Raw genomic sequence first — 25,479 nt, 5'->3', positions numbered from 1 at the left:
AAACGGAATGTCACCGCGGGCTACGGGACTGGCCAACGCACAGGGGTGGAAGAGGGGTCGGGAGGCATGATCAAGCCAGTGGTACACCCTTAAACGGAACCGTCTAAACGGAACCGTCGGGACCGCTCTCACATCAGCGGGATCAGGAAGCGCCGCAGCGCCTCCTCGTAGGCGGCCGGGTCGGCGTTCCACATCGCCGCGTGCGGGGCCCGCGGGACCGGGTGCAGGGCGACCAGGTCGGTGCGGAGGGAGGCCAGGCGGCGGGTGAGCGCCCAGGGGGCCACCGTGTCGTCGGGTCCGTGGAAGATCAGGGTCGGTACCCGCAGCCGGTGGGGGTCGGTGGGCTCGTCGGCGCGGTCGGTGCGCAGGCCGGTGCGGCCCTGGGCGGCGCGGACGGCCAGCGGCAGCAGGGGGCCCGGGGTGTGCCGGGCGGCGGCGAGGGCGCGCAGTGTCGTGGGCCAGTCCAGCACCGGGGAGTCCAGGACCAGGCCGGAGATCACGTCGCTCAGTCCGGAGTGGGCGGCGGCGCGCAGGGCCATGGTGGCGCCGGTGGACCAGCCGAGCAGGACGAGACGTTCGGCGCCGCGGCGGACGGCGTACCGCATCGCCGCGTCCAGGTCGCGCCACTCGGTCTCGCCGAAGTGGTTGAGGCCGTCCGGGGAGCGGGGCGCGCCGCGGTCGCCGCGGTAGGTGAGGGCGAGCACCGGGAAGCGGCGGCGGTGCAGGAAGCCGGTGAGGTTGAGGGCGTGTTCCCGGGTGGCGCCCAGGCCGTGCACGGCGATCACCCAGGTGCGGCGGGCGCCGGGGACGAACCAGGCGGGCAGGGGGCCGAGCTCGCCGGGGACGTCGACATCGGTGTGGTCGAGGCCGAGGGCGCTGCCGGGGTCGCCGATGTGCAGGTTCGGGGTGAGCCACACGGTGTCGCCCCGGCTGAGGGTGCCGCGCGTGACGTGCTCCAGGCGGCGTACGACGGTGTCGGCCGAGTGCGGGGCGTCGGGCAGGACGGGGCCGACGACCGCGTGCGAGCCGTTGCCCGAGAGGCCGTAGGTGCCGGGGCGCAGGGCGGCGAGGTCCCGGGTCAGGGTGACCTGGCCGGCGGCCGTGCCGTGCACGGTCAGCCGGGGTTCGGTCGGCAGGGGGCGGCCGGGCGGCGCCTTGAGCGCGGCGTCGCTGGCGAGGCGGCCGGCGGCGACACTGGCGGCGCCGGCGGCCAGGGCTGCGGTGACGGCGGCGGCCGTCGCGGTGACAGTGCGCACCCGTCCAGTGTCCTGGCCATCCCGCTCGGCGGCCAGTGGTGGTGGGGCGGGGGTGGCCCGCGGCGGCGTGGCGTGCGGTGCGGGGCCGGGGCCGCCGCGGGCAGGCGGGCCGGTCAGGAGCCGTCGTGGCGGGCGGACGGCTTCTGGCCGTAGCCGCGCAGGCGTTCGCTCACCTCCGTCAGCTGGCCGTCCGTCAGGAGGGTGGGGGTGCGGCCGGGGACCGACGACGCGGTGAGCCACAGGCGGCACATCCACTCGAGTTGGGCGGTGCGGTCGTAGGCCTGGTCGAGGGTGGTGCCGTAGGTGATGGTGCCGTGGTTCTGCAGGAGGCAGCCGGTGCGGTCGGCGAGGGCGTGGAGCATGTTCCGGGCCAGTTCCTCGGTGCCGTAGGTCGCGTAGGGGGCGACCCGGACGGGTCCGCCGAGGGCGGCCGTCATGTAGTGGACGGTCGGCAGTTCGGGGACGAGCGTGGAGACGGCCGTGGCGTGCACGGCGTGGGTGTGGACGACGGCGCGCGCGTCGGTGGTGCGGTAGACGGCGAGGTGCATGGGCAGCTCGCTGGTGGGGACCAGCGTGCCGCGCACCTGGCGTCCGTCGAGGTCGACGCCGGTGAGGTCGTCCGGGGTGAGCCGGTCGTAGGGCACTCCCGACGGGGTGACCAGCACGGTGTCGCCGACCCGGACGGAGACGTTGCCGGAGGTGCCGACGACCAGCCCGTCGGCGACGGTGCGGCGGGCCGTGGCCACGAGCGCCTCCCAGGCCCGTGCCGTCTCCTCGTCCTCGTCCCGTGCGCCGTCCCGGACGTCCCGTGCGTCCCGGAGGTCGCGGCGGTCTCCCGCGTCGTGTCGCTGCTCAGCCATGCCGTCGATCCTGCCAGGACGAGGGGCCACGGGTGACGAGAATCTCCTTCCGCCGCCGCGGGCCGTGCGGCACCCGGCCCGACGCCCCGGAACGGAGCGGCAACCCCTCTCGTAGACACCGCGATGCCCGCCTCAGTTCACCTTCCGTTCACCCAGGTTGCCTACGGTCGTCCAGCCAATGACCTCGAACGATTGCCTGGGTAAATGGAAAGCTTCTCGCTGATCCTCGCGATTGTGGTGGTAACCGCACTCGCGTTCGATTTCACGAACGGTTTCCACGACACCGCCAATGCGATGGCCACCACCATCTCGACCGGTGCGCTCAAGCCCAAGGTCGCGGTGGCCATGTCCGCCGTCCTCAACCTTGTGGGTGCTTTCCTCTCCGTGGAGGTCGCCAACACGATCTCCAAGGGTCTCGTCGACGAGACCGGTATCCGTCCCGAGGTCATCTTCGCGGCGCTGGTCGGCGCGATCCTCTGGAACCTCCTCACCTGGCTGGTCGGACTCCCCTCCAGCTCCTCGCACGCCCTCATGGGCGGTCTCATCGGCGCCACCATCGCCTCGGCGGGCGTCGGCGCGGTCCACGGCGACGTGCTGGTCACCAAGGTCCTGATCCCGGCGATCGCCGCCCCGCTGGTCGCGGGCATCGCCGCGATGCTGGCGAGCCGGCTGACGTACACGCTCGGCAAGAAGGCCGACGGCCAGGCCGCCGCGAAGGGCTACCGGGCCGGCCAGATCGCCTCCGCGGGCCTGGTCTCCCTCGCCCACGGCACCAACGACGCGCAGAAGACGATGGGCATCATCACCCTCGCCCTGGTCGCCGGCGGCGCCGTCGCCCCCGACTCCGACCCGCCCATGTGGGTCATCCTCTCCGCGGGCATCGCGATCGCGCTCGGCACCTACCTCGGTGGCTGGCGCATCATCCGCACCATGGGCAAGGGCCTGACCGACCTCCAGCCGCAGCAGGGCTTCGCCGCCCAGACCAGCGCGGCCACCGTCATCCTGGCCTCCTCCCACCTCGGCTTCTCCCTCTCCACCACCCACTCGGTCTCCGGTGCGGTGATGGGCGCGGGCCTCGGCCGCAAGGGCGGTGTCGTCCGCTGGTCGACCGCCACCCGCATGTTCGTCGCCTGGGGCCTGACGCTGCCGGCCGCGGCCCTGGTGGGCGCGCTCGCCGAGTACGTGACCGGCTTCGGCGACTGGGGCACGGCCCTGGTGGCGGTCTTCCTCGTCGGCTCCAGCGCGGCGATCTGGAAGATCTCCCGCCGGGAGGTCGTCGACCACACCAACGTCAACGACACCGACGAGCCGGCCGGCGTGGTGACCACGGCGATCGCCGCCGTGACCCCGCCCCCGGCGGGCCCGGTGACCGAGGACCTGGCGGCGACCATCCCCGCCCCGTCGACCGCCGAGCCGGTACCGCCGGCCGCCACCACCACCGTCTGAGCCCCGCGCACCCGGGTACGGAGGAAGAAGCAACATGAAGATCGACTGGGCTGCCCTCGGCTCCGTCTTCGGCGTCAGCCTCGTGGTGACCGTGGGCCTCGTGGCCCTGTTCACCCTCGGCATCGCGGGCCTGTCCCGCCGTGAGCGCGCCGCCGCCCAGGGCGAGTCGGCCGCGCTGGCGGTCACGGGCGCGTACGCGTGCTTCGCGGCCTGCGCGGCGGCGGTGGCGTACGGGATCTCACTGATCGTCGCCTGACGCCCGAACGCAGGGCATACGCGGGGTGCGGACGGGCCACTGTCCCGCACCCCGCCTTCTCGCGCCCGGCGTACGCCCCCGTGTGGGGTTCTGCACACTCTCCGCACGCAGGTCAACGGCAAGTTGACGGCCCTTCCGGGCCCATGGTGGACTGCCGGAGCCATGTACGGCGGCAAGAGAGGAAGCCGGTGCGAGTCCGGCGCGGTCCCGCCACTGTCACCGAGGCACGAGCCTCGGGAGCCAGGAACTCTCACCGCCGGTCTCGTCGAACCAGGGCGTGGACACCCTGAGTGAGGACATACCGCGATGCTCGGCTGCCGTTCGAGGTTCAGCGCCGGAACTCCCCTCCGCCACCCCGCGGCCGGCTGAGCCGATGCGGGCCGATCGCGTCTTCGCGTACGGCGCCGCCGCCGGCCTCCTCGGCGACCTGCTGCTCGGCGATCCCCGCCGGGGACATCCGGTCGCCGCGTTCGGACGGGCCGCCGGTGCCGTGGAACGGGTGCTGTGGCGTGACCACCGCGGCTGGGGCGCCCTGCACACCGTCGTGTGCGCCGGTGGCGCCGTCGCCCTGGGAGCCGCCGCCGCGCGCGCCGTACGCCCCTGTCCCGCCGCCTCCGTCGCCCTGACCGGCGCCGCCACCTGGGCCGTTGTCGGCGGGTCGTCGCTGGTGGGCGAGGCCCGGGCCGTCGGGCGGGCGCTGGAGGCCGGGGACGTGGAGGCCGCGCGGGCCCGGCTGCCCCATCTGTGCGGGCGGGACCCGCAGGCCCTGGACGCCGACGGGATCGCCCGCGCGGTCGTCGAGTCCGTCGCCGAGAACACCTCGGACGCGGTCGTGGGGGCCCTGGTGTGGGGTGCCGTCGGCGGGGTGCCGGGGCTGCTCGGGTTCCGGGCCGTCAACACCCTCGACGCCATGGTCGGTCACAAGTCGCCCCGCCACCGGCGCTTCGGCTGGGCCTCGGCCCGGCTCGACGATCTCGCGGGCTGGCCGGGGGCGCGGCTGACCGCCGTCCTCGCCGCCGTCGCGGGGGACGATCCTCGAGGCGCCGTACGGGCGTGGCGGGCCGACGCCGGCCGGCATCCCAGCCCCAACGCCGGGCCGGTGGAGGCGTCCTTCGCGGGCGCCCTCGGCGTGCGGCTGGGCGGGACGCTGTCCTACGGGGGCCGCGTCGAACACCGGCCCGTGCTCAACGGGGCGGCGGGACGGCCCGTCGTCACAGGGGACATCGAACGCGCCGCACGGCTCTCCCGCCGCGTCGGCCTGCTCGCGCTCGGCGTCACCGTCGCCGGGCGGCTACTGACAAGGGGGCGTACGCGATGACCGGTGGGGGTCTCCTCGTCGCCGGCACCACCTCCGACGCCGGCAAGAGCGTCGTCACCGCCGGGATCTGCCGGTGGCTGGTGCGGCAGGGGGTCAAGGTCGCGCCGTTCAAGGCGCAGAACATGTCCCTCAACTCCTTCGTCACCCGCGAGGGGGCGGAGATCGGCCGGGCACAGGCCATGCAGGCCCAGGCCTGCCGCGTCGAGCCGACCGCGCTGATGAACCCGGTGCTGCTCAAGCCCGGTGGCGAGCAGAGCAGTCAGGTCGTGCTGCTCGGCAAGCCGGTCGGTGAGCTGAGCGCGCGCGGGTACCACGGCGGGCGGCAGCGGAAACTGCTGGGGACCGTGCTGGACTGCCTCGCCGAGTTGCGGGGCACGTATGACGCGGTGATCTGTGAGGGGGCGGGCAGTCCGGCTGAGATCAACCTCAGACGGACCGACATCGTGAACATGGGGATCGCCCGCAATGCCGGGCTCCCGGTGCTTGTCGTCGGTGACATCGACCGTGGTGGCGTCTTCGCGTCCTTCTTCGGGACCGTGGCACTGCTGTCCGAAGAGGACCAGAAGCTCGTCGCCGGGTTCCTCGTGAACAAGTTCCGCGGCGATGTCTCCCTGCTGGAGCCCGGCCTGGACATGCTGCTCGGCCTCACCGGACGGCGGACGTACGGCGTGTTGCCCTTCCGGCACGGGCTCGGCATCGACGAGGAGGACGGACTGCGGGTCTCCCTGCGCGGGACGGTCCGGGAGTCGAACGTCGCCCCGCCGCACGGCGAGGACGTGCTGCGCGTCGCCGTGTGCGCGATCCCGCTGATGTCCAACTTCACGGACGTGGACGCCCTCGCCGCCGAACCGGGCGTGGTGGTGCGGTTCGTGGATCGGCCGGAGGAGCTGGCCGACGCGGACCTGGTGGTCGTCCCTGGCACCCGGGGGACCGTACGGGCGCTGGAGTGGCTGCGGGAGCGGGGGCTGGCGACAGCCATACAGAAGAGGGCGGCCGAGGGACGGCCCGTGCTCGGCGTCTGCGGCGGCTTCCAGATCCTCGGCGGGCACATCGAGGACGAGGTGGAGAGCCGCAAGGGACACGTCGACGGCCTCGGCATCCTGCCCGTGCGGGTGCGGTTCGCCCGCGAGAAGACCCTCACCCGGCCGGAGGGTGAGGCTCTCGGCGAGCGGGTCGAGGGCTACGAGATCCACCACGGCGTGGCCTCCGTCGAAGGGGGCGAACCCTTTCTCGACGGCTGCCGGGTCGGCCAGACCTGGGGCACCCACTGGCACGGCTCGCTGGAGTCGGACGGTTTCCGGCGGGCCTTCCTGCGCGAGGTGGCCGCCGCCGCGGGCCGCCGGTTCGTGCCGGCGCCCGACACCTCCTTCGCCGCGCTGCGCGAGGAGCAGCTCGACCGGCTCGGCGACCTGATCGAACAGCACGCGGACACGGACGCGCTGTGGCGGCTCATCGAGTCCGGCGCGCCGCAAGGACTGCCCTTCATTCCACCGGGAGCGCCCGCATGAGCACAGTGTTGTTGTTGTCGACCGCCGACACGGATCTGCTGGCGGCCCGTGCCTCGGGTGCGCCCTACCGGATCGGCAACCCGACCCGGGTGGACGTCGCCGAGGAGCTGCCCGCGCTGCTCCAGGGCGCGGACATCGCCGTCGTACGGCTGCTGGGCGGCAAGCGCGCCTGGGAGGACGGGCTCGCCGCGCTGAAGGCGTCCGGCACCCCGACCGTGCTGCTGGGCGGCGAGGCCGTGCCGGACGCGGAACTGATGGCCGAGTCCAGCGTGCCCGCGGGTGTGGTGGCGGAGGCGCTGAAGTACCTGGTCGAGGGCGGGCCCGAGAACCTCGTGGAGCTGTCCCGCTTTCTGTCCGACACGGTGCTGCTGACCGGTGAGGGCTTCGAAGCGCCGCGGAAGATGCCGGAGTACGGCGTCCACGGTGAGCGTGCCTTGCAGGAGGGCCGCCCGACCGTGGGCGTGCTCTTCTACCGCGCCCACGAACTCAGCGGCAACACCGCCTTCGTCGACACCCTCTGTGACGCGATCGAGGCCCGCGGCGCCAACGCCCTGCCGGTGTACTGCGGTTCGCTGCGCGGTGCGGACGCCGGGCTGTACGAGATCCTCGGGCGGGCCGACGCCCTGGTCGCCACCGTCCTCGCGGCGGGCGGCACCCATGCCTCGCAGGCCTCGGCGGGCGGCGACGAGGAGGCGTGGGACATCGGGGCCCTCGCCGATCTGAACGTCCCTGTGCTGCAAGGCCTTTGCCTGACCTCGTCGAGGCAGGCCTGGGACGAGTCGGACGCCGCCCTGTCCCCCATGGACGCGGCGATGCAGGTCGCGATCCCGGAGTTCGACGGGCGACTCATCACCGTGCCGTTCTCCTTCAAGGAGCAGGGCCCGGACGACGTCCCGGTGTACGTGGCCGACCCCGAGCGCGCCGCGCGGGTGGCCGGGATCGCCGTACGCCATGCGCGGTTGAAGCACAAGCCGAACGCGGAGAAGCGGCTCGCGCTGGTCTTCACGGCGTACCCGACCAAGCACTCCCGGGTCGGCAACGCGGTGGGTCTGGACACGCCCGCTTCGGCGGTGCGGGTGCTGGACGCCCTCGAGCAGGCGGGTTACAGCCTCACCGAATACCCCTCCGGGGGTGACGAGCTGATCCACCGGCTCATCAACGCCGGTGGCCACGACGTGGAGTGGCTCACCGAGGAGCAGCTGGCCGCCGCGCCCGCGCGGGTGCCGCTGGCGGACTACCGGGCGTGGTTCGAGAAGCTCGACCCGGAGCTGCGAGACGCGATGCTGGAGGCGTGGGGCGAGCCGCCGGGCTCGCTGTACGTGGACGGGGACGACATCGTGCTGGCCTCCCTCCAGTTCGGGAACGTCGTCGTCATGATCCAGCCGCCGCGCGGCTTCGGCGAGAACCCGATCGCGATCTACCACGACCCGGACATGCCGCCGTCGCACCACTACATGGCGGCCTACCGCTGGCTGGAGAACAGCTTCGGCGCCGACGCGATCGTGCACATGGGCAAGCACGGCACGATGGAGTGGCTGCCCGGCAAGGGGCTCGGGCTCAGCGGCGGCTGCGCTCCGGACGCCGTCCTCGGTGATCTGCCGCTGATCTACCCGTTCATCGTCAACGACCCCGGCGAGGGCACCCAGGCCAAGCGCCGCGGTCACGCCACGGTCGTCGACCACCTGGTGCCGCCGATGGCCCGCGCCGACACCTACGGCGACCTCGCCAAGCTGGAGCAGCTGCTCGACGAGTACGCCCTGGTCAGCGACCTGGACCCGGCGAAGGCTCCGGCCGTGCGGGCGCAGATCTGGACGCTGGTGAAGGCCGCCGAGCTGCACCACGACCTGCATGTCGACGAGCAGCCGGACGACGACGAGTTCGACGAGTTCGTCATGCACATCGACGGCTATCTGTGCGAGATCAAGGACGTCCAGATCCGCGACGGCCTGCACATCCTGGGCGGCGGCCCGGTCGGCGAGCCGCGCGTGAACCTGGTGCTCGCCGTGCTGCGCGCCTCGCAGGTGTGGGGTGGGCAGGCGAACGCGCTGCCGGGGCTGCGGGCGTGCCTGGCTTCGCATTTCGGCCTGGTGGAGAAGGAGCTGCTGGCCGAGCCGGGCGCTCCGGTGAAGGTGCCGGTGGAGCTGACGGACCTGGTGGAGGGTCCTTCTCGTACGGCCGCCGACGCGATCGACCTGCTGGAGCAGCTGTGCCGGCGGATCGCGGAGGGGATGGAGGCGCGCGACTGGGCGGTGGCCTCGGTCCCGGCGCTGGTGCGGGAGGTCGTCGGTGTCGAGCTTCCCGACGCCGTCGCGGTGCTGGAGTTCGCCTGCGACGAGGTCGTGCCGCGGCTCGCCCGCACGACGGACGAGATCGGGCACATCCTCAAGGCGCTCGACGGCGGTTACGTCCCGGCGGGCCCGTCGGGCTCCCCGACCCGCGGCCTGGTGAACGTCCTGCCGACCGGCCGCAACTTCTACTCCGTGGACCCCAAGGCGATCCCGTCCCGGCTGAGCTGGGAGGTCGGGCAGGCGCTCGCGGACTCGCTGGTGCAGCGGTATCTGGCCGACACCGGCGAGTACCCGAAGTCCGTGGGCCTCACGGTCTGGGGCACGTCCGCGATGCGCACCCAGGGTGACGACATCGCCGAGATCCTGGCGCTGCTGGGCTGCCGTCCGGTGTGGGACGAGGCCTCGCGGCGGGTGACCGGCTTCGAGGTGATCTCCCTGGAGGAGCTGGGCCGGCCGCGCATCGACGTCACCGTCCGGATCTCCGGCTTCTTCCGGGACGCCTTCCCGCACGTCGTCGGGCTGATCGACGACGCGGTCCGCAAGGTCGCCGAGCTGGACGAGCCCGCCGAGCGGAACTACGTCAAGGCGCACGCCGACGAGGACACCGCCGAGCACGGCGACCGGCGGCGCGCGACGGCCCGTATCTTCGGCTCCAAGCCGGGCGCGTACGGCGCCGGTCTGCTGCCGCTGATCGACGCCCGCAACTGGCGCTCCGACGCCGACCTCGCCGAGGTGTACGCCGTCTGGGGCGGCTACGCCTACGGGCGCGGGCTGGACGGGCGCGCGGCACGCGGGGACATGGAGACGGCGTTCAAGCGGATCAACGTCGCCGCCAAGAACGTCGACACGCGCGAGCACGACCTCGTCGACGCCGACGACTACTTCCAGTACCACGGCGGCATGGTCGCCATGGTCCGCCACCTCACGGGCGCCAACCCCGAGGCGTATGTGGGCGATTCGGCGACGCCGGACCAGGTGAAGACCCGCACGCTCGGCGAGGAGACCCACCGCGTCTTCCGCGCCCGCGTGGTCAACCCGCGCTGGATGGCGGCGATGCGACGCCACGGCTACAAGGGCGCCTTCGAGATGGCGGCGACCGTCGACTACCTCTTCGGGTACGACGCCACCGCCGGAGTCGTGGACGACTGGATGTACGAGAAGCTCAGCGCCGAGTACGTCTTCGACCCGGAGAACCGGGACTTCATGAAGAAGTCCAACCCGTGGGCGCTGCGGGGCATCACCGAGCGTCTGCTGGAGGCCGCCGACCGAGGGCTGTGGGCGGAGCCGGACGCCGACACGCTGGAGCGGCTGCGTGCCACCTACCTGGAGCTGGAAGGCGACCTGGAGGGCGACGAGAAGTGACGACTCCCTTCCCTTTCACGGCCGTTGTCGGCCAGGACGATCTGCGGCTGGCGCTGCTGCTGAACGCGGTGAGCCCCGCCGTCGGCGGTGTGCTGGTGCGCGGCGAGAAGGGCACCGCCAAGTCGACGGCCGTGCGGGCGCTGTCGGCGCTGCTGCCTCAGGTGCCGGTCGTCGCCGGGTGTCGTTTCTCCTGTGACCCCGCGAAGCCGGACCCGGCGTGCCCGGACGGGCCGCACGAGCCGGGCAACGGCACCGAGCGTCCCGCGCGGATGGTCGAGCTGCCCGTCGGTGCCTCCGAGGACCGGCTGGTCGGCGCACTGGACATCGAGCGGGCGCTGGCGGAGGGCGTGAAGGCGTTCGAACCGGGCCTGCTGGCCGACGCGCACCGCGGCATCCTCTACGTCGACGAGGTCAACCTCCTCCACGACCACCTGGTCGACCTGCTGCTGGACGCGGCGGCGATGGGCGCGTCGTACGTCGAGCGCGAGGGGGTGTCGGTACGGCACGCGGCCCGTTTCCTGCTCGTCGGGACCATGAACCCCGAGGAGGGCGAGCTGCGGCCGCAGCTGCTGGACCGGTTCGGGCTGACCGTCGAGGTCGCGGCCTCGCGGGAGCCCGAGCAGCGGGTGGAGGTCGTCCGGCGGCGGCTCGCGTACGACGACGACCCGGCCGGCTTCGCCGCGCGGTGGGCGGACGAGGAGGCCGCCGTCCGGCAGCGGATCGTGGCCGCCCGGGAGCTGTTGCCGTCGGTGCGGCTCGGCGACGGGGCGTTGCGGCAGATCGCGGCGACCTGCGCCGCGTTCGAGGTTGACGGCATGCGGGCCGACATCGTGATGGCGCGGACGGCCACCGCGCTGGCGGCGTGGGCCGGGCGGACGGAGGTGCTCGCGGAGGATGTGCGGCAGGCGGCGTTGCTGGCGCTGCCGCACCGCAGGCGCCGTAACCCCTTCGACGCGCCGGGGCTGGACGAGGACAAGCTCGACGAGACCCTGGAGGAGTTCTCCGGGGACGACGAGCCCGATCCCGATGCCGATCCCGACGGACCCGGTGGTGGGGGCGGTGGCCGGCCGTCGCCCGACGAGGGGCCGCAGGGCGGTGACACGGGCGCGCGGCCCGAGGCCGGTGAGGGCGGTGAGCCCCAGGCCGCGGGATCCGGGGAGCAGTCTCCGGCGCGCTCCGCCGAGCCGTTCCGCACCAAGGTGCTGAGCGTTCCCGGGGTCGGCGAGGGTGCCGCCGGGCGGCGGTCGCGGGCGCGGACCGAGCACGGGCGGACGACGGGCGCGCGCCGGCCGCAGGGGTCGCTGACCAAGCTGCATTTGGCGGCGACCGTGCAGGCGGCGGCGCCGCATCAGCGGGCGCGGGGGCGTTCGGGGCCGGGACTGGTCGTGCGCCGTGACGATCTGCGGCAGGCGACTCGGGAGGGGCGCGAGGGCAATCTCGTGCTGTTCGTGGTCGACGCCTCGGGGTCGATGGCGGCCCGGCAGCGGATGAGTGCCGTCAAGGGGGCTGTGCTGTCGCTGCTGCTGGACGCCTACCAGCGGCGGGACAAGGTGGGGCTGGTGACGTTCCGGGGGTCGGCCGCGGAGGTGGCCCTGCCGCCGACCTCGTCCGTGGACGCGGCCGCCGCCCGGCTGGAGTCGCTGCCGACCGGAGGGCGGACGCCGCTGGCCGCCGGGCTGCTCAGGGCGCACGACGTGCTGCGGGTGGAGCGGCTGCGGGATCCGGCGCGGCGGGCGCTCGTCGTGGTGGTGACGGACGGGCGGGCGACGGGTGGGGCCGAGCCCGTCGCCCTCGCGGGGCGGGCGGCCCGGCTGTTCGCGGCCGACGGCGTCGCGTCCGTGGTCGTCGACTGCGAGTCGGGGCCGGTGCGGCTCGGGCTCGCGGGGCGGCTCGCGGACGAGCTGGGCGGTGCGGCGGTGACGCTGGAGGCGCTGCGGGCGGATTCCATCGCCGGGCTGGTGCGTGATGTGCAAGGGACTTCGAGGAGGGCAGCGTAATGCCGCAGGGACAGCCGAGTGTGGTGCCGGACGACGGCCTGACCACCCGTCAGCGTCGTCATCGGCCGCTGGTGGTCGTGCACACCGGGGTCGGCAAGGGCAAGTCGACCGCCGCGTTCGGGCTCGCGCTGCGGGCCTGGAACCAGGGGTGGCCGATCGGGGTGTTCCAGTTCGTCAAGTCGGCGAAGTGGAAGGTCGGCGAGGAGAACGCCCTCAAGGTGCTCGGCGCCTCGGGGCAGGGCGGCACGGTCGACTGGCACAAGATGGGCGAGGGCTGGTCGTGGGTCCAGCGTGACGAACAGCTGGACAACGAGGAGAAGGCCCGCGAGGGCTGGGAGCAGGTCAAGCGGGACCTCGCGGCCGAGACGTACCGGCTGTACGTGCTGGACGAGTTCGCGTACCCGATGCACTGGGGCTGGGTGGACACCGACGAGGTCGTCGAGGTGCTGCGCGACCGGCCCGGGACCCAGCACGTCGTGATCACCGGGCGGAACGCGCCGGAGAAGCTGGTGGAGTTCGCCGACCTGGTGACCGACATGTCCAAGGTCAAGCACCCCATGGACGCCGGCCAGAAGGGCCAGAGGGGCATCGAGTGGTGAGTGGTTCCGTCCCTCGGCTGGTCGTCGCCGCTCCCTCCTCCGGGAGCGGCAAGACCACCGTCGCCACGGGGCTGATGGCCGCGTTCGCCGCGCGGGGGCTCGCCGTGTCCGCGCACAAGGTCGGGCCGGACTACATCGACCCCGGGTACCACGCGCTCGCGACCGGGCGGGTGGGGCGGAACCTCGACGCGTACCTGTGCGGGCCGGAGCTGGTCGCTCCGCTGTTCCTGCACGGGGCGCGGGGGTGTGACATCGCCGTCGTGGAGGGGGTGATGGGGCTGTACGACGGGGCCGCGGGGCAGGGTGAACTGGCGTCCACGGCTCATGTAGCGAAGCTGCTGCGCGCGCCGGTGGTGCTTGTCGTGGACGCCTCGTCGCAGTCGCGGTCGGTGGCGGCGCTGGTGCACGGGTTCGCCTCCTGGGACCCGGAGGTGCGGGTCGGGGGCGTGATCCTGAACAAGGTCGGGTCGGACCGGCACGAGGAGCTGCTGCGGGAGGCGTTGGAGGCCTCGGGGGTGCCGGTGCTGGGGGTGCTGCGGCGGGTGGCCCAGGTGGACACGCCGTCGCGGCATCTGGGACTGGTGCCGGTCGCGGAGCGGCGGGAGAAGGCGTTGGAGGCCGTCGCCGCGATGGCGGCGCAGGTTGCCGCGGGGTGCGATCTGGACGGGTTGGCGGCGTTGGCGCGTGGCGCCGGTGCGCTGCCGTGCGCTGCGTGGGACGCGGCCGGGGCCGTGGGGCCGGACGGGCCGGCACGTCCTGGCGCGCCCGTGGTCGCCGTCGCCGGTGGGCCCGCGTTCACCTTTTCCTATGCCGAGCATGCCGAGTTGCTCACCGCCGCGGGTGCCGAGGTCGTCTCCTTCGATCCGTTGCGGGACGAGGAGCTGCCGGAGGGGACGGCCGGGCTGGTGATCGGGGGCGGTTTCCCGGAGGTGTACGCCGGCGAGCTGTCCGCCAACGAACCCCTGCGCAAGGCCGTCGCCGAGCTGGCGGCGGGCGGGGCGCCGGTCGCCGCCGAGTGCGCCGGGCTGCTGTACCTGTGCCGTGAGCTGGACGGGCTGCCGATGTGCGGGGTGCTGGACGCCGGCGCGCGGATGTCGGAGCGGCTGACGCTCGGGTACCGGGACGCGGTCGCCGTGAGCGACAGTGTGCTGGCCGCGGCGGGGACGCGGGTGCGGGGGCACGAGTTCCACCGGACCGTGGTGGAGCCGGAGGCGGGGGCGGCCCCCGCCTGGGGGGTGCGGATCCCGCGCCGGCGGGTCGAAGGTTTTGTACAGCGCGGGGTGCACGCGAGTTATCTGCACACACACTGGGCGGCCGAGCCCGGTGTGGCCCGTCGGTTCGTGGAGAGGTGCCGGACGTCATGAGCAGCAGGCTGGTCGGAGTCGGGGTAGGGCCCGGGGATCCCGAGCTGGTGACCGTCAAGGGCGTCAACGCGCTGCGGGCGGCCGACGTCGTGGTCGTCCCGGTGATGGACACCGGGGAGCGCGGGCGGGCGGAGGCCACCGTGCTGCACTACGTGCCGGTGGAGAAGGTCGTGCGGGTCGTGTTCGCGCTGAACGAGCGCAGCGACCGGGCGCGGCGGGAGGCCGCCTGGGACGCGGCCGGGCAGCGGGTGGCCGAGCTGCTCGGCCGGCACGGCAGCGTGGCCTTCGCGACCATCGGCGACCCGAACGTCTACTCGACGTTCACGTATCTCGCGCAGACGATCGTGGAGCTGGTGCCGGGCACCGTCGTGGAGACCGTGCCCGGGATCACCGCCATGCAGGACCTCGCGGCACGCTCGGGAGCCGTGCTGACGGAGGGGACCGAACCGTTGACGCTGGTGCCGGTCACCGCCGGTTCCGCGGTGCTGAAGGACGCGCTCGCCGGGCCGGGCACGGTCGTCGCCTACAAGTTCGGCCGGCAGGCCGCCGAGGTGGCCGAGGCGCTGCGGGAGACCGGGCGGATCGGGGACGCGGTGTGGGGGTCGGCGCTCGGGCTGCCCGAGGAGTCCGTCCGGCCGGCCGCCGACCTGGACGGGGAGCCCCTCCCCTACCTCTCCACGCTCATCGCGCCCGCGCGGCGTGACGGCGGGCGGGGCGGCAAGCTGTGAGACCGTGCCCGTCGGCCCGGCAGGCCCACCGCCGGCCGGACGAGCACCACGCCGGTGACCGTGCACGGCACGGTCACGCGGGCGGGGTGGTCGTGGTGGGCCTCGGGCAGCCACGTGGTGCCGCCGTCCGCGACGTCGTGCGCGCAGTCCTGCCCGAAGGAGGGCGCGAGGTCGTGCGCGCAGCTCTGCCCGAAGGCGGCCGTCGCCGCGGCCGCCGTCGGGCCCGCCTCGGGTGCGCGGCCGTCGTGCCCCCCGGTGCCGTGCGCGGCCAGGGGGGTCCCCCCGATCACCCACGGTCCCCGGCGCGGACGCCCGTGTCGGGCCCGGCCGCGCACACCCCCCGTATCCAGCTCCGTGACGAGAGGACCCCGATCCATGGCTGACGCCCCCGCCGGCAAGGTGACCTTCGTCGGTGCCGGTCCCGGCGCCGCCGATCTGCTGACGTTCCGGGCCGCGCGTGCCATCGCCGACGCCGATGTGGTGATCTGGGCCGCGAGCCTGGTCCAGGCCGAGGTGCTGGAGCACGCGCGGGAGGACGCGGAGGTCCTCGACTCGGCGACCATGTCCCTGGAGGACGTCGTCGCCGTGTACCAGCGGGCCCTGGACGAGGGCCTGCGGGTCGCCCGGATCCACTCCGGGGACCCCGCGCTGTGGGGCGGCACGCAGGAGCAGCTCGACCGGTGTGCCGAGATCGGCATCGCGACCGAGGTGGTGCCGGGGGTCTCGTCGTTCTCCGCCGTCGCCGCCCTGGCGCAGCGCGAGCTGACGATCCCCGAGGTGGCGCAGTCGGTGATCCTCACCCGGCTCGGCGGCGGCAAGACGCCGATGCCGCCCGGGGAGGAGGTGCGGGAGTTCGCCCGGCACGGCACGACCATGGCCGTCTTCCTGTCGGCCGCCCGCAGCGGGCAGCTCGTGCGGGAGCTGCTGGAGGGCGGCTACCCGACCTCCACCCCGGTCGTGATCGCCTACCAGGCGACCTGGCCGGAGGAGCTGGTCGTGCGGTGCACGGTGGGCACGCTGGAGGAGACGGTCAAGGAGCACAAGCTGTGGAAGCACACGCTGTTCCTGGTCGGCCCGGCCCTCGACGCGCACGGCACCCGCTCGCACCTGTACCACCCGGGCCACTTCCACGGGTACCGCAAGGCCGACCCGGCCGCCCGCAGGGCGCTCCGCGAGCGGGGTGCGAGTACGTGAGCCGCCCGATCACGGTGGCGGGCGCGGGAACCGGGGCGCCGGTCGCCGAGGACGTTCTCGTGGGGGCGGACCTCGTCGTCGGCGGGCGGCGGCACCTGGACGCCGTACGGCTCCCGGCGGGCGCCGAGCGGGTGGTGCTCGGGCCGCTGGCGCCCGCCCTGGACACGGTGGCCGAGTATGTCGGCGCGGACCGGCGGGTGGTGGTGCTGGCCTCCGGTGACCCGGGGTTCTTCGGGATCGTGCGGGCGCTGGCCGAGCGGTTCGGCTCCGACCGTCTCGATGTCCGGCCCGGGGTCTCCTCCGTCGCCACCGCCTTCGCCCGGCTCGGGCTGGCCTGGGACGACGCCGTGGTGGTCAGCGCGCACGGGCGGGACGCCCGGACGGCCGTGCGGGTGTGCCGGGCGCATCCGAAGGTCGCGGTCCTCACCGGTCCGGGCGCCGGCCCGGCCGAGCTGGGCGCCGCGCTCGCCCGGACCGCGCCGGGGCGGGTCCTGGTCGTCGCGTCGGCGCTGGGCGACCCGGTGCGTGAGCGGGTGGAGCGGGTGACGCCCGCCGAGGCCGCGGACCGGGACTGGGGTGCGGCGGTGAGTGTCGTGCTGTGCCTGGACGAGGCGCGGGCGCTCGGGCCGGCCCGCACGCTCGCGGGGCCGGTGGTCCGGCCCGCCGGATGGGCGCTGGACGAGGGCGACTTCGCCCACCGCGACTCGATGATCACCAAGTTCGAGGTGCGGGCGCTGGCGCTGGCCCGGCTCGGCCCGCGCGTCGGTGACCTGGTGTGGGACGTCGGTTCCGGGTCGGGGTCGGTGGCCGTGGAGTGCGCGCGGCTGGGGGCGGCCGTCAGCGCCGTCGAGAAGGCCGAGGACGGCGTCGGGCGGATCCGCGCCAACGCCGCCCTGCACGGGGTCGATGTGCACGTGGTGCACGGGACGGCGCCGGACGTGCTGGACGCGCTGGACGATCCGGACGCGGTGTTCGTCGGCGGCGGCGGGCGTGAGCTGCCCGGCATCGTGGCGGCGTGTGCGCGGCGGGCGCGGCGGACGGTGGTCGTCGCGATGGCCGCGCTGGACCGGGTGCCGGCGGCGCGGGCCGCGCTCACCGGCGCCGGGTTCGACTGCGACGGCGTGCTGTTGCAGTCGTCGCGGCTGGCGCCGCTGCCGGGGGACGTGACCCGGCTCGCCGCCACCAATCCCGTTTTTCTGCTGTGGGGTTCCCGGAACGGTTCGCGAACCCCTTCCGACGGAGAAGGAGTTGCTCAGTGATCGGCCTCATTTCCGCCACCGCGGCGGGAGCGGCGGCGCGCGACCGGCTGGCCGCGGCGTGGCCGGAGCGCACGCGCGTGTACGAGGGTCCCGTCGGGGACGCCGTGCGGCGGGCGTTCGCGGAGTGCGAGCAGCTCGTGTGCTTCCTGGCCACGGGAGCCGTCGTACGGCTGCTCGCGCCGCTGCTCGCCGACAAGGCGTCCGACCCGGGTGTGGTGTGCGTCGACGAGGCGGGCCGGTTCGCGGTCTCGCTGGTCGGCGGGCACGCGGGCGGCGCGAACGGGCTGGCCCGGGAGGTCGGCGCGGTGCTGGGGGCCGAGCCCGTCGTGACCACGGCCACCGACGCCGTGGGGATCGCCGGTCTGGACACCCTGGGGCTGCCGGTCGAGGGGGACGTCGCCGGGGTGACACGTGCCCTGCTGGACGGGGAGCCGGTCGCGCTGGACACGGAGGTGGCGTGGCCGCTGCCGCCACTGCCGTTCGCCCGGCGGGGCGGGTGCGCGTACACCGTGCGGGTGACGGACCGGGCGGTGCAGCCCGGTGAGCGGGAGGTCCTGCTGCGGCCGCCGACGCTCGTGGTGGGGGTCGGCGCGTCCAAGGGGGCCCCGGCCGAGGAGGTCCTCGGGCTGGTGGAGGACGCGGTGCGGGAGGCGGGCCTGTCGGTGCGCTCCGTCGCCGAGCTCGCCACCGTCGACGCCAAGTCGCGGGAGCCGGGCATCCGTGAGGCCGCCGCGCGGCTCGGGGTGCCCGTGGTGACGTACTCCGCCGAGGAACTGGCCGCCGTCCAGGTGCCGAACCCGTCGGACGCGCCCCTCGCCGCCGTCGGCACCCCTTCCGTCGCGGAGGCGGCGGCGCTGGTGCGCGGCGGTGAACTCCTCGTGCCCAAGCGGAAGTCGGAGCGCGCCGACGGGCTGCCCGCCATGGCGACCTGCGCGGTCGTACGGCGTCCGGGGCGCGGGCGGCTCGCGGTGGTCGGGCTGGGGCCGGGCGCGCGGGACCTGCTGACGCCGCGCGCGAAGGCGGAGCTGGAGCGTGCCGCGGTGCTCGTCGGCCTCGACCAGTACGTCGACCAGATCCGTGACCTGCTGCGGCCCGGCACCCGGATCCTGGAGTCGGGGCTCGGCGCGGAGGAGGAGCGGGCGCGCACCGCCGTCGCCGAGGCGCGTGCCGGGCAGGCCGTCGCGCTGATCGGCAGCGGCGACGCGGGCGTGTACGCCATGGCCTCGCCGGCGCTCGCCGAGGCGTCCGACGACATCGACGTCGTCGGGGTGCCGGGGGTGACCGCGGCGCTGGCCGCCGCCGCGCTGCTGGGCGCGCCGCTGGGGCACGACCACGTGTCGATCAGCCTGTCCGATCTGCACACGCCGTGGGAGGTCATCGAGCGGCGGGTGCGGGCGGCGGCCGAGGCGGACATCGTCGTGACCTTCTACAACCCGCGCAGCCGGGGCCGCGACTGGCAGCTGCCGAAGGCGCTCGCGATCCTCGCCGGGCACCGGGATCCGGCCACGCCGGTCGGGGTCGTGCGCAACGCCTCGCGGCCGGACGGGACGAGCCGGGTGACGACCCTCGCCGACCTCGATCCGGCGACGGTCGACATGATGACGGTCGTGACCGTGGGCAACACGGCGACCCGGAACATCGCCGGCCGCATGGTGACACCGCGCGGCTACCGCTGGCAGGAGGGAACCGAGTGAACCGCGTGGTCCACCCCATCGAGCAGGAGTCCTTCCGGCGGCTGCGCGCCCGCCTGGACACCTCGCACTTCGCTCCGCTGACCCGGGCGGTGGTGGAGCGGGTCATCCACTCCGCCGCCGACCTGGAGTACGCGAGCGACCTCGTCATGGACGAGGGCGACCTGGAGCGGGCGCACGCCGCGCTGCACGCCGGGGCGCCCGTGGTCGTGGACGTGGAGATGGTCGCGGCCGGCATCACGCGCCGGGAGACCGTCTGCCGGCTGAAGGACGCCGTTTCCGGGCCGGGGCTCACCCGTTCCGCGCACGCGATGCGGCTCGCCCACGAGCAGGTCGGGCCCGGCGCCCTGTGGGTGATCGGCTGCGCGCCGACCGCGCTGGAGGAGCTGCTGACCCTGGACGCCTCCCCCGCGCTCGTCATCGGGCTGCCCGTCGGTTTCGTCGGGGCGGCCGAGTCGAAGGCCGCGCTGCGCGAGAGCGGGCTGCCCGCCGTGAGCAACGTGTCCGAGAAGGGCGGGTCGGCGGTGGCCGCCGCCGCGCTCAACGCCCTGCTGTACCACCCCCTTTCCCACTCGAAGGAGAAACCGTGACCACCCCGCCGCCCGCCCTGCTCATCGCCGGCCATGGCACCCGGGACGACGCCGGAGCCGAGGCGTTCCGCGACTTCGTACGGGAGTTGGGGCGCCGCAACCCCGACCTGCCCGTGGCGGGCGGCTTCATCGAACTGTCCCCGCCACCGCTGGGCGAGGCCGTCACCGAGCTGGTGGAGCGGGGGGTGCGGCGGTTCGCCGCCGTGCCGCTGATGCTGGTGTCCGCCGGGCACGCCAAGGGGGACATCCCGGCGGCGCTGGCCCGGGAGAAGGAGCGGCACCCGGGGATCTCGTACTCCTACGGCCGTCCGCTGGGCCCGCACCCGGCACTGTTGAACGTGCTGGAGCGGCGGCTGGACGAGGCGCTGGGCGTCGAGTCTGGGCGCGCTCCCGAGGACCGGGCCGATGTGACGGTGCTGCTGGTGGGGCGCGGGTCGACCGACCCGGACGCCAACGCCGAGGTGCACAAGGCGGCGCGGCTGCTGTGGGAGGGGCGCGGGTACGCGGGCGTGGAGACGGCGTTCGTGTCGCTGGCGGCGCCGGACGTGCCGAGCGGGCTCGACCGGTGCCGGCAGCTGGGCGCGAAGCGGATCGTCGTGCTGCCCTACTTCCTGTTCACCGGGATCCTGCCGGACCGGGTGCGGCAGCAGACGGAGGGCTGGGCGGCCGCGCACCCGGAGGTCGAGGTGCGGTCGGCGGACGTCATCGGGCCCGAGCCGGAGCTGCTGGACCTGGTGATGGAGCGGTACCAGGAGGCCGTCAAGGGTGATCTGCGGATGAACTGCGACTCGTGCGTGTACCGCATCGCGCTGCCGGGCTTCGAGGACAAGGTGGGCATGCCGCAGCAGCCGCACTTCCACCCGGACGACGACGGCCACCACCACGGTCATGGGCACCACCACCATGGCGGACATGCCCATGCACACTGACGGGCACGATCTGCGGCACCACGGCGACGCCGAGGTGCGCGACGACGGCTCGGCGCTCGTCGACCTCGCCGTCAACGTCCGCGCGGACACGCCCCCCGCGTGGCTGCGCGCGCACATCGCCGCGTCGCTGACCGGCCTCGCGGCCTACCCGGACGGGCGGGCCGCGCGGGCGGCGGTGGCGGCGCGGCACGGGCTGCCGGCCGAGCGGGTGCTGCTGACGGCGGGTGCGGCGGAGGCGTTCGTGCTGCTGGCGCGCGCCCTGAAGGTCCGTCGGCCGGTGGTGGTGCATCCGCAGTTCACGGAGCCGGAGGCGGCGCTGCGGGACGCGGGGCACGACGTCGGCCGGGTGCTGCTGCGGGCCGAGGACGGTTTCCGGCTGGACCCGGCGGCCGTCCCGGAGGACGCCGACCTGGTGGTGATCGGCAACCCGACGAACCCCACGTCGGTGCTGCATCCGGCGGAGACGGTGGCCCGGCTGGCCCGGCCGGGGCGGACGCTGGTGGTGGACGAGGCGTTCATGGACGCGGTGCCGGGTGAGCGGGAGGCGCTGGCGGACCGCACGGACGTGCCCGGCCTGGTCGTGCTGCGCAGCCTGACCAAGACTTGGGGTCTGGCGGGGCTGCGCATCGGTTACGTCCTCGCCGCCGCGGAGACGATCGCGGAGCTGGAGCGGGCCCAGCCGCTGTGGCCGGTGTCCACGCCGGCGCTGGCGGCGGCGGAGGCGTGTGTGTCGCCGCGGGCGCTGGCCGAGGCGGCACACGCGGCGCACCGCGTCGCCGCCGACCGGGCCCATCTCGTCGCCGGTCTCGCCGAGTTCGCCTCCGACGGGCTGCGGGTGGTCGAGCCGGCGGAGGGACCGTTCGTCCTGGTCCGGCTGGACCGGGCGGCAGCCGTCCGCGGGCATCTGCGCACCCTGGGCTACGCGGTCCGCCGCGGGGACACCTTCCCGGGCCTGGACGAGAAGTGGCTGCGACTGGCGGTGCGGGACCGGGCAACGGTGAACGGCTTCCTGCAGACCCTGGACCGCGCCCTGGCACTGACCGCCCGCTAGACCTTCCCGAAGCTCGGCCCGGACCGGGCAGGCCCCGCTGAGGAGAGGGTCAGCCGACGACTCGTCCGTTCACCACCACCCGCAGCGGGGCGCCCAGCACGCGGACGTCCGTACGGGGGTCCTGTTCGTACACCACCAGGTCGGCCGGGGCGCCCTCGTCCAGGCCGGGGCGGCCGAGCCACCGGCGGGCGGACCAGGTCGTCGCCGCGAGGGCCTGGACCGGGGGGATGCCGGCGGTGACCAGTTCCGCGACCTCCTCGGCCACCAGGCCGTGCGGGAGCGCGCCGCCCGCGTCCGTGCCCACGTACACGGGGATGCCGGCGTCGTGGGCGTTGCGGACGGTGTCGTAGCGGCGGGCGTGCAGGCGGCGCATGTGGGCCGACCACTGCGGGTACTTGCTCTCGCCGCCGGCGGCCAGTTTCGGGAAGGTGGCGATGTTGACCAGGGTGGGGACGATCGCGACGCCGTGCGTGGCGAACAGCGGGATCAGGTCGTCCGTCAGGCCCGTCGCGTGTTCGACGCAGTCGATGCCGGCCTCGACCAGGTCCCGGAGGGAGTCCTCCGCGAAGCAGTGGGCGGTGACCCGCGCGCCCAGGCGGTGGGCCTGCGCGATCGCCGCCTCCACGGCGTCGCGGGGCCAGCACGCCGCCAGGTCGCCGACCTCGCGGTCGATCCAGTCGCCCACCAGCTTCACCCAGCCGTCGCCGCGCCGCGCCTCGCGGGCGACGTAGGCGACCAGGTCCTCCGGTTCGATCTCGTGGGCGTAGCCACGGATGTAGCGGCGGGTGCGGGCGATGTGCCGACCGGCCCGGATGATCTTCGGGAGGTCCTCGCGGTCGTCGATCCAGCGGGTGTCGGAGGGCGAGCCCGCGTCGCGGATCAACAGGGTCCCGGCGTCCCGGTCCGACAGCGCCTGCTTCTCCGCCACGTCCGTGTCGACCGGCCCGTGGGCGCCGAGGCCCACGTGGCAGTGGGCGTCGACCAGGCCGGGCAGCGCCCAGCCCGCCACCGTGCGGACGTCACGGGCGGCGGCCGGCCGGTCGTAGGTGATCCGGCCGTCGACGACCCAGAGGTCGTCGCGGATGTCCTGCGGGCCCACCAGGACCCGGCCCTTCACGTGCAGCACCGGCTCATCGCTCATGTACCGCACCTTAGTCAGGTGCCGTCGCCCACCTGGTCGGACGTCTCCTCCTCCACCTCGGCCATCGCCGGGTCGAGGAGGCGGGAGAGGAAGTGGCGGGTGCGTTCGTGGCGGGGGGCGCCGATGACCTGCTCGGGGGTGCCGTCCTCGACGATCACGCCGCCGTCCATGAAGACGACCCGGTCGGCGACCTCACGGGCGAAGGTCATCTCGTGGGTGACCACCATCATCGTCATGCCCTCGTTCGCGAGCCTGCGCATGACAGCGAGGACGTCGCCCACCAGCTCCGGGTCGAGCGCCGAGGTCGGCTCGTCGAACAGCATCACCTCGGGGCCCATCGCCAGCGCGCGGGCGATCGCGACCCGCTGCTGCTGGCCGCCGGAGAGGGAGGACGGGTAGGCGTCCGCCTTCTCGGACAGGCCGACCCGCTCCAGGTTCTCCGCGGCCACCTCCGCGGCCCGCGCCTTGTCCCGCCTGAGCACCCGGCGCTGCGGCAGGGTCAGGTTCTCGGTCACCGTCAGGTGCGGGAAGAGGTTGAACTGCTGGAAGACCATGCCGATCCGGCGGCGGGCGGCGTCGATGTCGACGTCGGGGTCGGTCAGCTCGGTGCCGCCGACGAAGACCTGGCCCCTGGTGGGCTCCTCCAGGAGGTTGACGCACCTCAGCAGCGTCGACTTGCCCGAACCCGACGGGCCGATGACGCACACGACCTCGCCCTGGCCGATCTCCAGGTCGATGCCGCGCAGCACCTCGTTGGCGCCGAAGGACTTGTGCAGTGCACGGACGTCGATCTCCGGTCGGCTCATTTCACGGCCTCCTGGGCCTTCGCCTCCATGCGGCGCACGACGAAGCCGAGCGGGATCGTGACCAGCAGGTAGCACAGGCCGGCGACGAGGATCGGCGTGGAGTTGGCGGTGGTACTGGCCAGGTCACGGCCGTACTTGGACAGTTCCCGCTCAGCCAGCGTGACACCGAGGAACAGCACGAGGGAGGAGTCCTTGAACAGCAGGACCAGTTCGTTGGTCAGCGGCGGGAGGATGATGCGGAAGGCCTGCGGGATGATGATCGAGACCATGGCGCGGGCCGGGGAGAAGCCCAGCGAGCGGGCCGCTTCCATCTGGCCCTTGGGGACCGCCTGGATGCCCGCGCGGATCGTCTCCGCCATGTACGCGGCGGCCACCAGGCCGAGGGCCAGGGCGACCTTGCCGTACGTCCCGCCGACGATCTCCGTGCCGGGGAAGGCCAGCGGCACCGCGACACCGATGAAGATGAAGATCAGCAGGGCGGGCAGGCCGCGGAAGATCTCGATGTAGACGCCGGCCAGCCAGCGGTAGGGGCCCACGGACGACAGCCGCATCAGGGCGATGACCATGCCGAGGGCCAGTCCGACGGCGAAGCCGGACACCGTGTAGAGCACGGTGTTCTTCAGCGCCAGCGTGATGACGTCCGGGAACATCCGCTCGGCGACGTCGGCCTGCGCGAACTGGTTCTGCAGCCGGTCCCAGTCCGCCGAGACCGCGAAGGCGATCACGGCGGCGACGAAGACGGCGTACTGGACGCCGCGCGACAGGGCGCGCTTCCGGCGGCGGGTCAGCCCCTTGCGGCGGGGTGTCGCTTTCGGCTCGGTGTCGGCACTCATGAGGCGGACGGTGAGGCGACGGACGCGTCGTACGGGCCGATCCACTGCTCGTACAGCTTCTTGTAGGTGCCGTCGGCCTTCGCCTCGGCGATCGCCTTGTTGAGGGCGGCGACGAGCTCGGCGTTGCCCTTCTTCACCGTGAAGCCGTACTGCTCACCGGTGTTGAGGTTGTCGACGACCTCGAAGGCGCCGGCGGTGGCCTTGTCCTTCAGCCAGCCCTGGACGACCGGGTAGTCGATGATGACGGCCTTGACCTGGCCGGTGCGCAGGCCGTTGAGGACGGCGTCGGAGGACTCGAAGGAGACCGGGTCGAAGCCCTGCTTCTTGGCGTAGTCCTCGCCGGTGGTCTGCGCCTGGGCGCCGAGCTTGACGTTCTTGGACTTGACGTCGGCGAGGGAGTTCACGCCGGCCTTCTTGTCGACGAGGACGGCCTGCGTGGCGTCGAAGTACGGGTCGGAGAAGTCGACGTTCTTCTTGCGCTCCTCGGTGATGGTCATGCCGGCCGCGGCCAGGTCGCACTCGCCGGAGTTGAGGAAGGCGCCGGTCTTGAAGTTCTCGAAGGGCGTGTCGAGGATCTCCTGCTTCACCCCGAGGTCCTCGGCGACCAGGTCGATGAGGGACACGTCGAACCCCTGCACCTTGCCGTCGATCTCCGACTGGAACGGCGGGTACGGCAGGTGGGTGCAGGTGGTGAGCTGTCCGCCCTTGACCAGCTGGACACCACCGGCGGCGGTCTTGGAGCCGCTGCCCCCGTCGTCGCTGGAGGTGCAGGCAGCCACGAGCATCAGCCCGGCCGTAGCGGTGGTGGCGGCCAGGATGCGGGTCCGTCGCCCGGGGAGGGTGTTCACGGCGGGCCTTCCTGTAAGAGAACTGTAGGTTCTGATTATAAGGAGATGTTTGAGGCTCTCAAACCAAACCGTTGGTCATGGGGCGGTCAGGCCTAAGAAGTCGCCAGTCGGAGGGGCGGGTTGGGTGCCGGTTACTCTCGTCACCTCTACCCCGT

The 25,479-nt window shown here is 73.8% G+C and carries 22 protein-coding genes and 1 riboswitch; of the genes, 15 read left to right on the top strand and 7 right to left on the bottom strand.

Annotation, left to right across the window (positions count from 1 at the left end):
- Positions 1–128: 128 nt before the first annotated feature.
- Entirely contained in the window at positions 129–1,256 is a 1,128-nt protein-coding gene (locus ALMP_RS24785; protein WP_264931882.1) for an alpha/beta hydrolase, read from the bottom strand.
- Positions 1,257–1,369: 113 nt separating this feature from the next.
- Complete coding sequence (locus ALMP_RS24780) at positions 1,370–2,116, bottom strand: class II aldolase/adducin family protein (RefSeq protein WP_264931880.1); 747 nt, start codon at positions 2,114–2,116, stop codon at positions 1,370–1,372.
- Positions 2,117–2,320: 204 nt separating this feature from the next.
- Between ALMP_RS24780 and ALMP_RS24775 the strand changes: the two genes are divergently transcribed.
- From ALMP_RS24775 to cobI, 9 genes are all read left to right on the top strand, one after another.
- Positions 2,321–3,562, top strand: a complete 1,242-nt coding sequence (locus tag ALMP_RS24775) for an inorganic phosphate transporter (RefSeq protein ID WP_264931878.1) — start codon at positions 2,321–2,323, stop codon at positions 3,560–3,562.
- A 34-nt stretch (positions 3,563–3,596) separates the two neighbouring features.
- Complete coding sequence (locus ALMP_RS24770) at positions 3,597–3,818, top strand: hypothetical protein (RefSeq protein ID WP_264931877.1); 222 nt, start codon at positions 3,597–3,599, stop codon at positions 3,816–3,818.
- Positions 3,819–3,947: 129 nt separating this feature from the next.
- Positions 3,948–4,089: riboswitch (cobalamin riboswitch) on the top strand.
- A gap of 102 nt (positions 4,090–4,191) precedes the next feature.
- Positions 4,192–5,136, top strand: a complete 945-nt coding sequence (locus tag ALMP_RS24765) for a cobalamin biosynthesis protein (RefSeq protein WP_264931876.1) — start codon at positions 4,192–4,194, stop codon at positions 5,134–5,136.
- Entirely contained in the window at positions 5,133–6,644 is a 1,512-nt protein-coding gene (locus ALMP_RS24760; RefSeq protein ID WP_264931875.1) for a cobyric acid synthase, read from the top strand. Before ALMP_RS24765 ends, ALMP_RS24760 begins: the two co-directional genes overlap by 4 nt.
- Positions 6,641–10,294 (top strand): cobaltochelatase subunit CobN, encoded by a 3,654-nt coding sequence (gene cobN / locus ALMP_RS24755; RefSeq protein ID WP_264931874.1) that lies wholly within the window; start codon positions 6,641–6,643, stop codon positions 10,292–10,294. Before ALMP_RS24760 ends, cobN begins: the two co-directional genes overlap by 4 nt.
- Positions 10,291–12,291, top strand: a complete 2,001-nt coding sequence (locus ALMP_RS24750; RefSeq protein ID WP_264931873.1) for a putative cobaltochelatase — start codon at positions 10,291–10,293, stop codon at positions 12,289–12,291. Before cobN ends, ALMP_RS24750 begins: the two co-directional genes overlap by 4 nt.
- Positions 12,291–12,890 (top strand): cob(I)yrinic acid a,c-diamide adenosyltransferase, encoded by a 600-nt coding sequence (cobO, locus tag ALMP_RS24745; protein WP_264931872.1) that lies wholly within the window; start codon positions 12,291–12,293, stop codon positions 12,888–12,890. The genes ALMP_RS24750 and cobO overlap by 1 nt, the downstream gene beginning before the upstream one ends.
- On the top strand, positions 12,887–14,254 hold the full coding sequence (locus ALMP_RS24740; protein ID WP_264931870.1) for a cobyrinate a,c-diamide synthase: 1,368 nt from the start codon (positions 12,887–12,889) through the stop codon (positions 14,252–14,254). The genes cobO and ALMP_RS24740 overlap by 4 nt, the downstream gene beginning before the upstream one ends.
- The gene (gene cobI, locus ALMP_RS24735) at positions 14,251–14,982 is read left to right on the top strand and encodes a precorrin-2 C(20)-methyltransferase (protein WP_264931869.1); all 732 of its coding nucleotides are present in this window, start codon (positions 14,251–14,253) and stop codon (positions 14,980–14,982) included. The genes ALMP_RS24740 and cobI overlap by 4 nt, the downstream gene beginning before the upstream one ends.
- Here cobI and ALMP_RS24730 read toward each other — a convergent pair.
- Positions 14,922–15,272, bottom strand: a complete 351-nt coding sequence (locus ALMP_RS24730) for a hypothetical protein (protein ID WP_264931868.1) — start codon at positions 15,270–15,272, stop codon at positions 14,922–14,924. The two genes, cobI and ALMP_RS24730, sit on opposite strands and share 61 nt — an antisense overlap.
- Positions 15,273–15,357: 85 nt before the next feature.
- Here ALMP_RS24730 and cobM point away from each other — a divergent pair, with 85 nt between their 5' ends.
- The 6 genes from cobM to cobC are packed head-to-tail and all read left to right on the top strand — an operon-like array spanning position 15,358 to position 21,696.
- Complete coding sequence (gene cobM, locus ALMP_RS24725) at positions 15,358–16,176, top strand: precorrin-4 C(11)-methyltransferase (RefSeq protein ID WP_264931866.1); 819 nt, start codon at positions 15,358–15,360, stop codon at positions 16,174–16,176.
- The gene (cbiE, locus tag ALMP_RS24720; protein ID WP_264931864.1) at positions 16,173–17,435 is read left to right on the top strand and encodes a precorrin-6y C5,15-methyltransferase (decarboxylating) subunit CbiE; all 1,263 of its coding nucleotides are present in this window, start codon (positions 16,173–16,175) and stop codon (positions 17,433–17,435) included. The genes cobM and cbiE overlap by 4 nt, the downstream gene beginning before the upstream one ends.
- A complete protein-coding gene (gene cobJ, locus ALMP_RS24715) occupies positions 17,432–19,129 on the top strand; it encodes a precorrin-3B C(17)-methyltransferase (RefSeq protein ID WP_264931862.1) in 1,698 nt (565 codons plus the stop codon). The genes cbiE and cobJ overlap by 4 nt, the downstream gene beginning before the upstream one ends.
- Complete coding sequence (locus tag ALMP_RS24710; RefSeq protein ID WP_264931860.1) at positions 19,126–19,716, top strand: precorrin-8X methylmutase; 591 nt, start codon at positions 19,126–19,128, stop codon at positions 19,714–19,716. The genes cobJ and ALMP_RS24710 overlap by 4 nt, the downstream gene beginning before the upstream one ends.
- A complete protein-coding gene (locus tag ALMP_RS24705) occupies positions 19,713–20,645 on the top strand; it encodes a sirohydrochlorin chelatase (protein WP_264931858.1) in 933 nt (310 codons plus the stop codon). Before ALMP_RS24710 ends, ALMP_RS24705 begins: the two co-directional genes overlap by 4 nt.
- Entirely contained in the window at positions 20,635–21,696 is a 1,062-nt protein-coding gene (cobC, locus tag ALMP_RS24700; protein ID WP_264931966.1) for an Rv2231c family pyridoxal phosphate-dependent protein CobC, read from the top strand. Before ALMP_RS24705 ends, cobC begins: the two co-directional genes overlap by 11 nt.
- 49 nt (positions 21,697–21,745) lie before the next feature.
- Here the strand turns inward: cobC and ALMP_RS24695 are convergent, their stop codons facing one another.
- Genes ALMP_RS24695 through ALMP_RS24680 form a run of 4 tightly spaced genes read right to left on the bottom strand, consistent with a single transcriptional unit; the run spans position 21,746 to position 25,324 of the window.
- The gene (locus ALMP_RS24695) at positions 21,746–22,837 is read right to left on the bottom strand and encodes an amidohydrolase family protein (RefSeq protein WP_264931857.1); all 1,092 of its coding nucleotides are present in this window, start codon (positions 22,835–22,837) and stop codon (positions 21,746–21,748) included.
- 14 nt (positions 22,838–22,851) lie between these two features.
- The gene (locus tag ALMP_RS24690; protein ID WP_264931856.1) at positions 22,852–23,643 is read right to left on the bottom strand and encodes an amino acid ABC transporter ATP-binding protein; all 792 of its coding nucleotides are present in this window, start codon (positions 23,641–23,643) and stop codon (positions 22,852–22,854) included.
- Positions 23,640–24,476: an amino acid ABC transporter permease gene (locus tag ALMP_RS24685; protein ID WP_264931854.1), complete on the bottom strand. Its 837-nt coding sequence runs from the start codon at positions 24,474–24,476 to the stop codon at positions 23,640–23,642. The genes ALMP_RS24690 and ALMP_RS24685 overlap by 4 nt, the downstream gene beginning before the upstream one ends.
- Entirely contained in the window at positions 24,473–25,324 is an 852-nt protein-coding gene (locus tag ALMP_RS24680; protein WP_264931852.1) for a transporter substrate-binding domain-containing protein, read from the bottom strand. The genes ALMP_RS24685 and ALMP_RS24680 overlap by 4 nt, the downstream gene beginning before the upstream one ends.
- Positions 25,325–25,479: the final 155 nt, after the last annotated feature.

This window comes from Streptomyces sp. A012304, assembly GCF_026008495.1.
Classification (GTDB): Bacteria; Actinomycetota; Actinomycetes; order Streptomycetales; family Streptomycetaceae; genus Streptomyces.
Note: the sequence above shows the minus strand (reverse complement) of the source record. Positions and strands in the feature narration are given on the sequence as shown.

Bases quoted from the DNA above. Each gene is read 5' to 3' on its own strand.
- ALMP_RS24780 (WP_264931880.1), bottom strand. From the start codon at position 2,116: ATGGCTGAGCAGCGACACGACGCGGGAGACCGCCGCGACCTCCGGGAC.
- ALMP_RS24775 (WP_264931878.1), top strand. From the start codon at position 2,321: ATGGAAAGCTTCTCGCTGATCCTCGCGATTGTGGTGGTAACCGCACTC.
- ALMP_RS24770 (WP_264931877.1), top strand. From the start codon at position 3,597: ATGAAGATCGACTGGGCTGCCCTCGGCTCCGTCTTCGGCGTCAGCCTC.
- ALMP_RS24765 (WP_264931876.1), top strand. From the start codon at position 4,192: ATGCGGGCCGATCGCGTCTTCGCGTACGGCGCCGCCGCCGGCCTCCTC.
- ALMP_RS24760 (WP_264931875.1), top strand. From the start codon at position 5,133: ATGACCGGTGGGGGTCTCCTCGTCGCCGGCACCACCTCCGACGCCGGC.
- cobN (WP_264931874.1), top strand. From the start codon at position 6,641: ATGAGCACAGTGTTGTTGTTGTCGACCGCCGACACGGATCTGCTGGCG.
- cobO (WP_264931872.1), top strand. From the start codon at position 12,291: ATGCCGCAGGGACAGCCGAGTGTGGTGCCGGACGACGGCCTGACCACC.
- cobI (WP_264931869.1), top strand. From the start codon at position 14,251: ATGAGCAGCAGGCTGGTCGGAGTCGGGGTAGGGCCCGGGGATCCCGAG.
- cobM (WP_264931866.1), top strand. From the start codon at position 15,358: ATGGCTGACGCCCCCGCCGGCAAGGTGACCTTCGTCGGTGCCGGTCCC.
- cobC (WP_264931966.1), top strand. From the start codon at position 20,635: ATGCACACTGACGGGCACGATCTGCGGCACCACGGCGACGCCGAGGTG.
- ALMP_RS24695 (WP_264931857.1), bottom strand. From the start codon at position 22,837: ATGAGCGATGAGCCGGTGCTGCACGTGAAGGGCCGGGTCCTGGTGGGC.
- ALMP_RS24690 (WP_264931856.1), bottom strand. From the start codon at position 23,643: ATGAGCCGACCGGAGATCGACGTCCGTGCACTGCACAAGTCCTTCGGC.
- ALMP_RS24685 (WP_264931854.1), bottom strand. From the start codon at position 24,476: ATGAGTGCCGACACCGAGCCGAAAGCGACACCCCGCCGCAAGGGGCTG.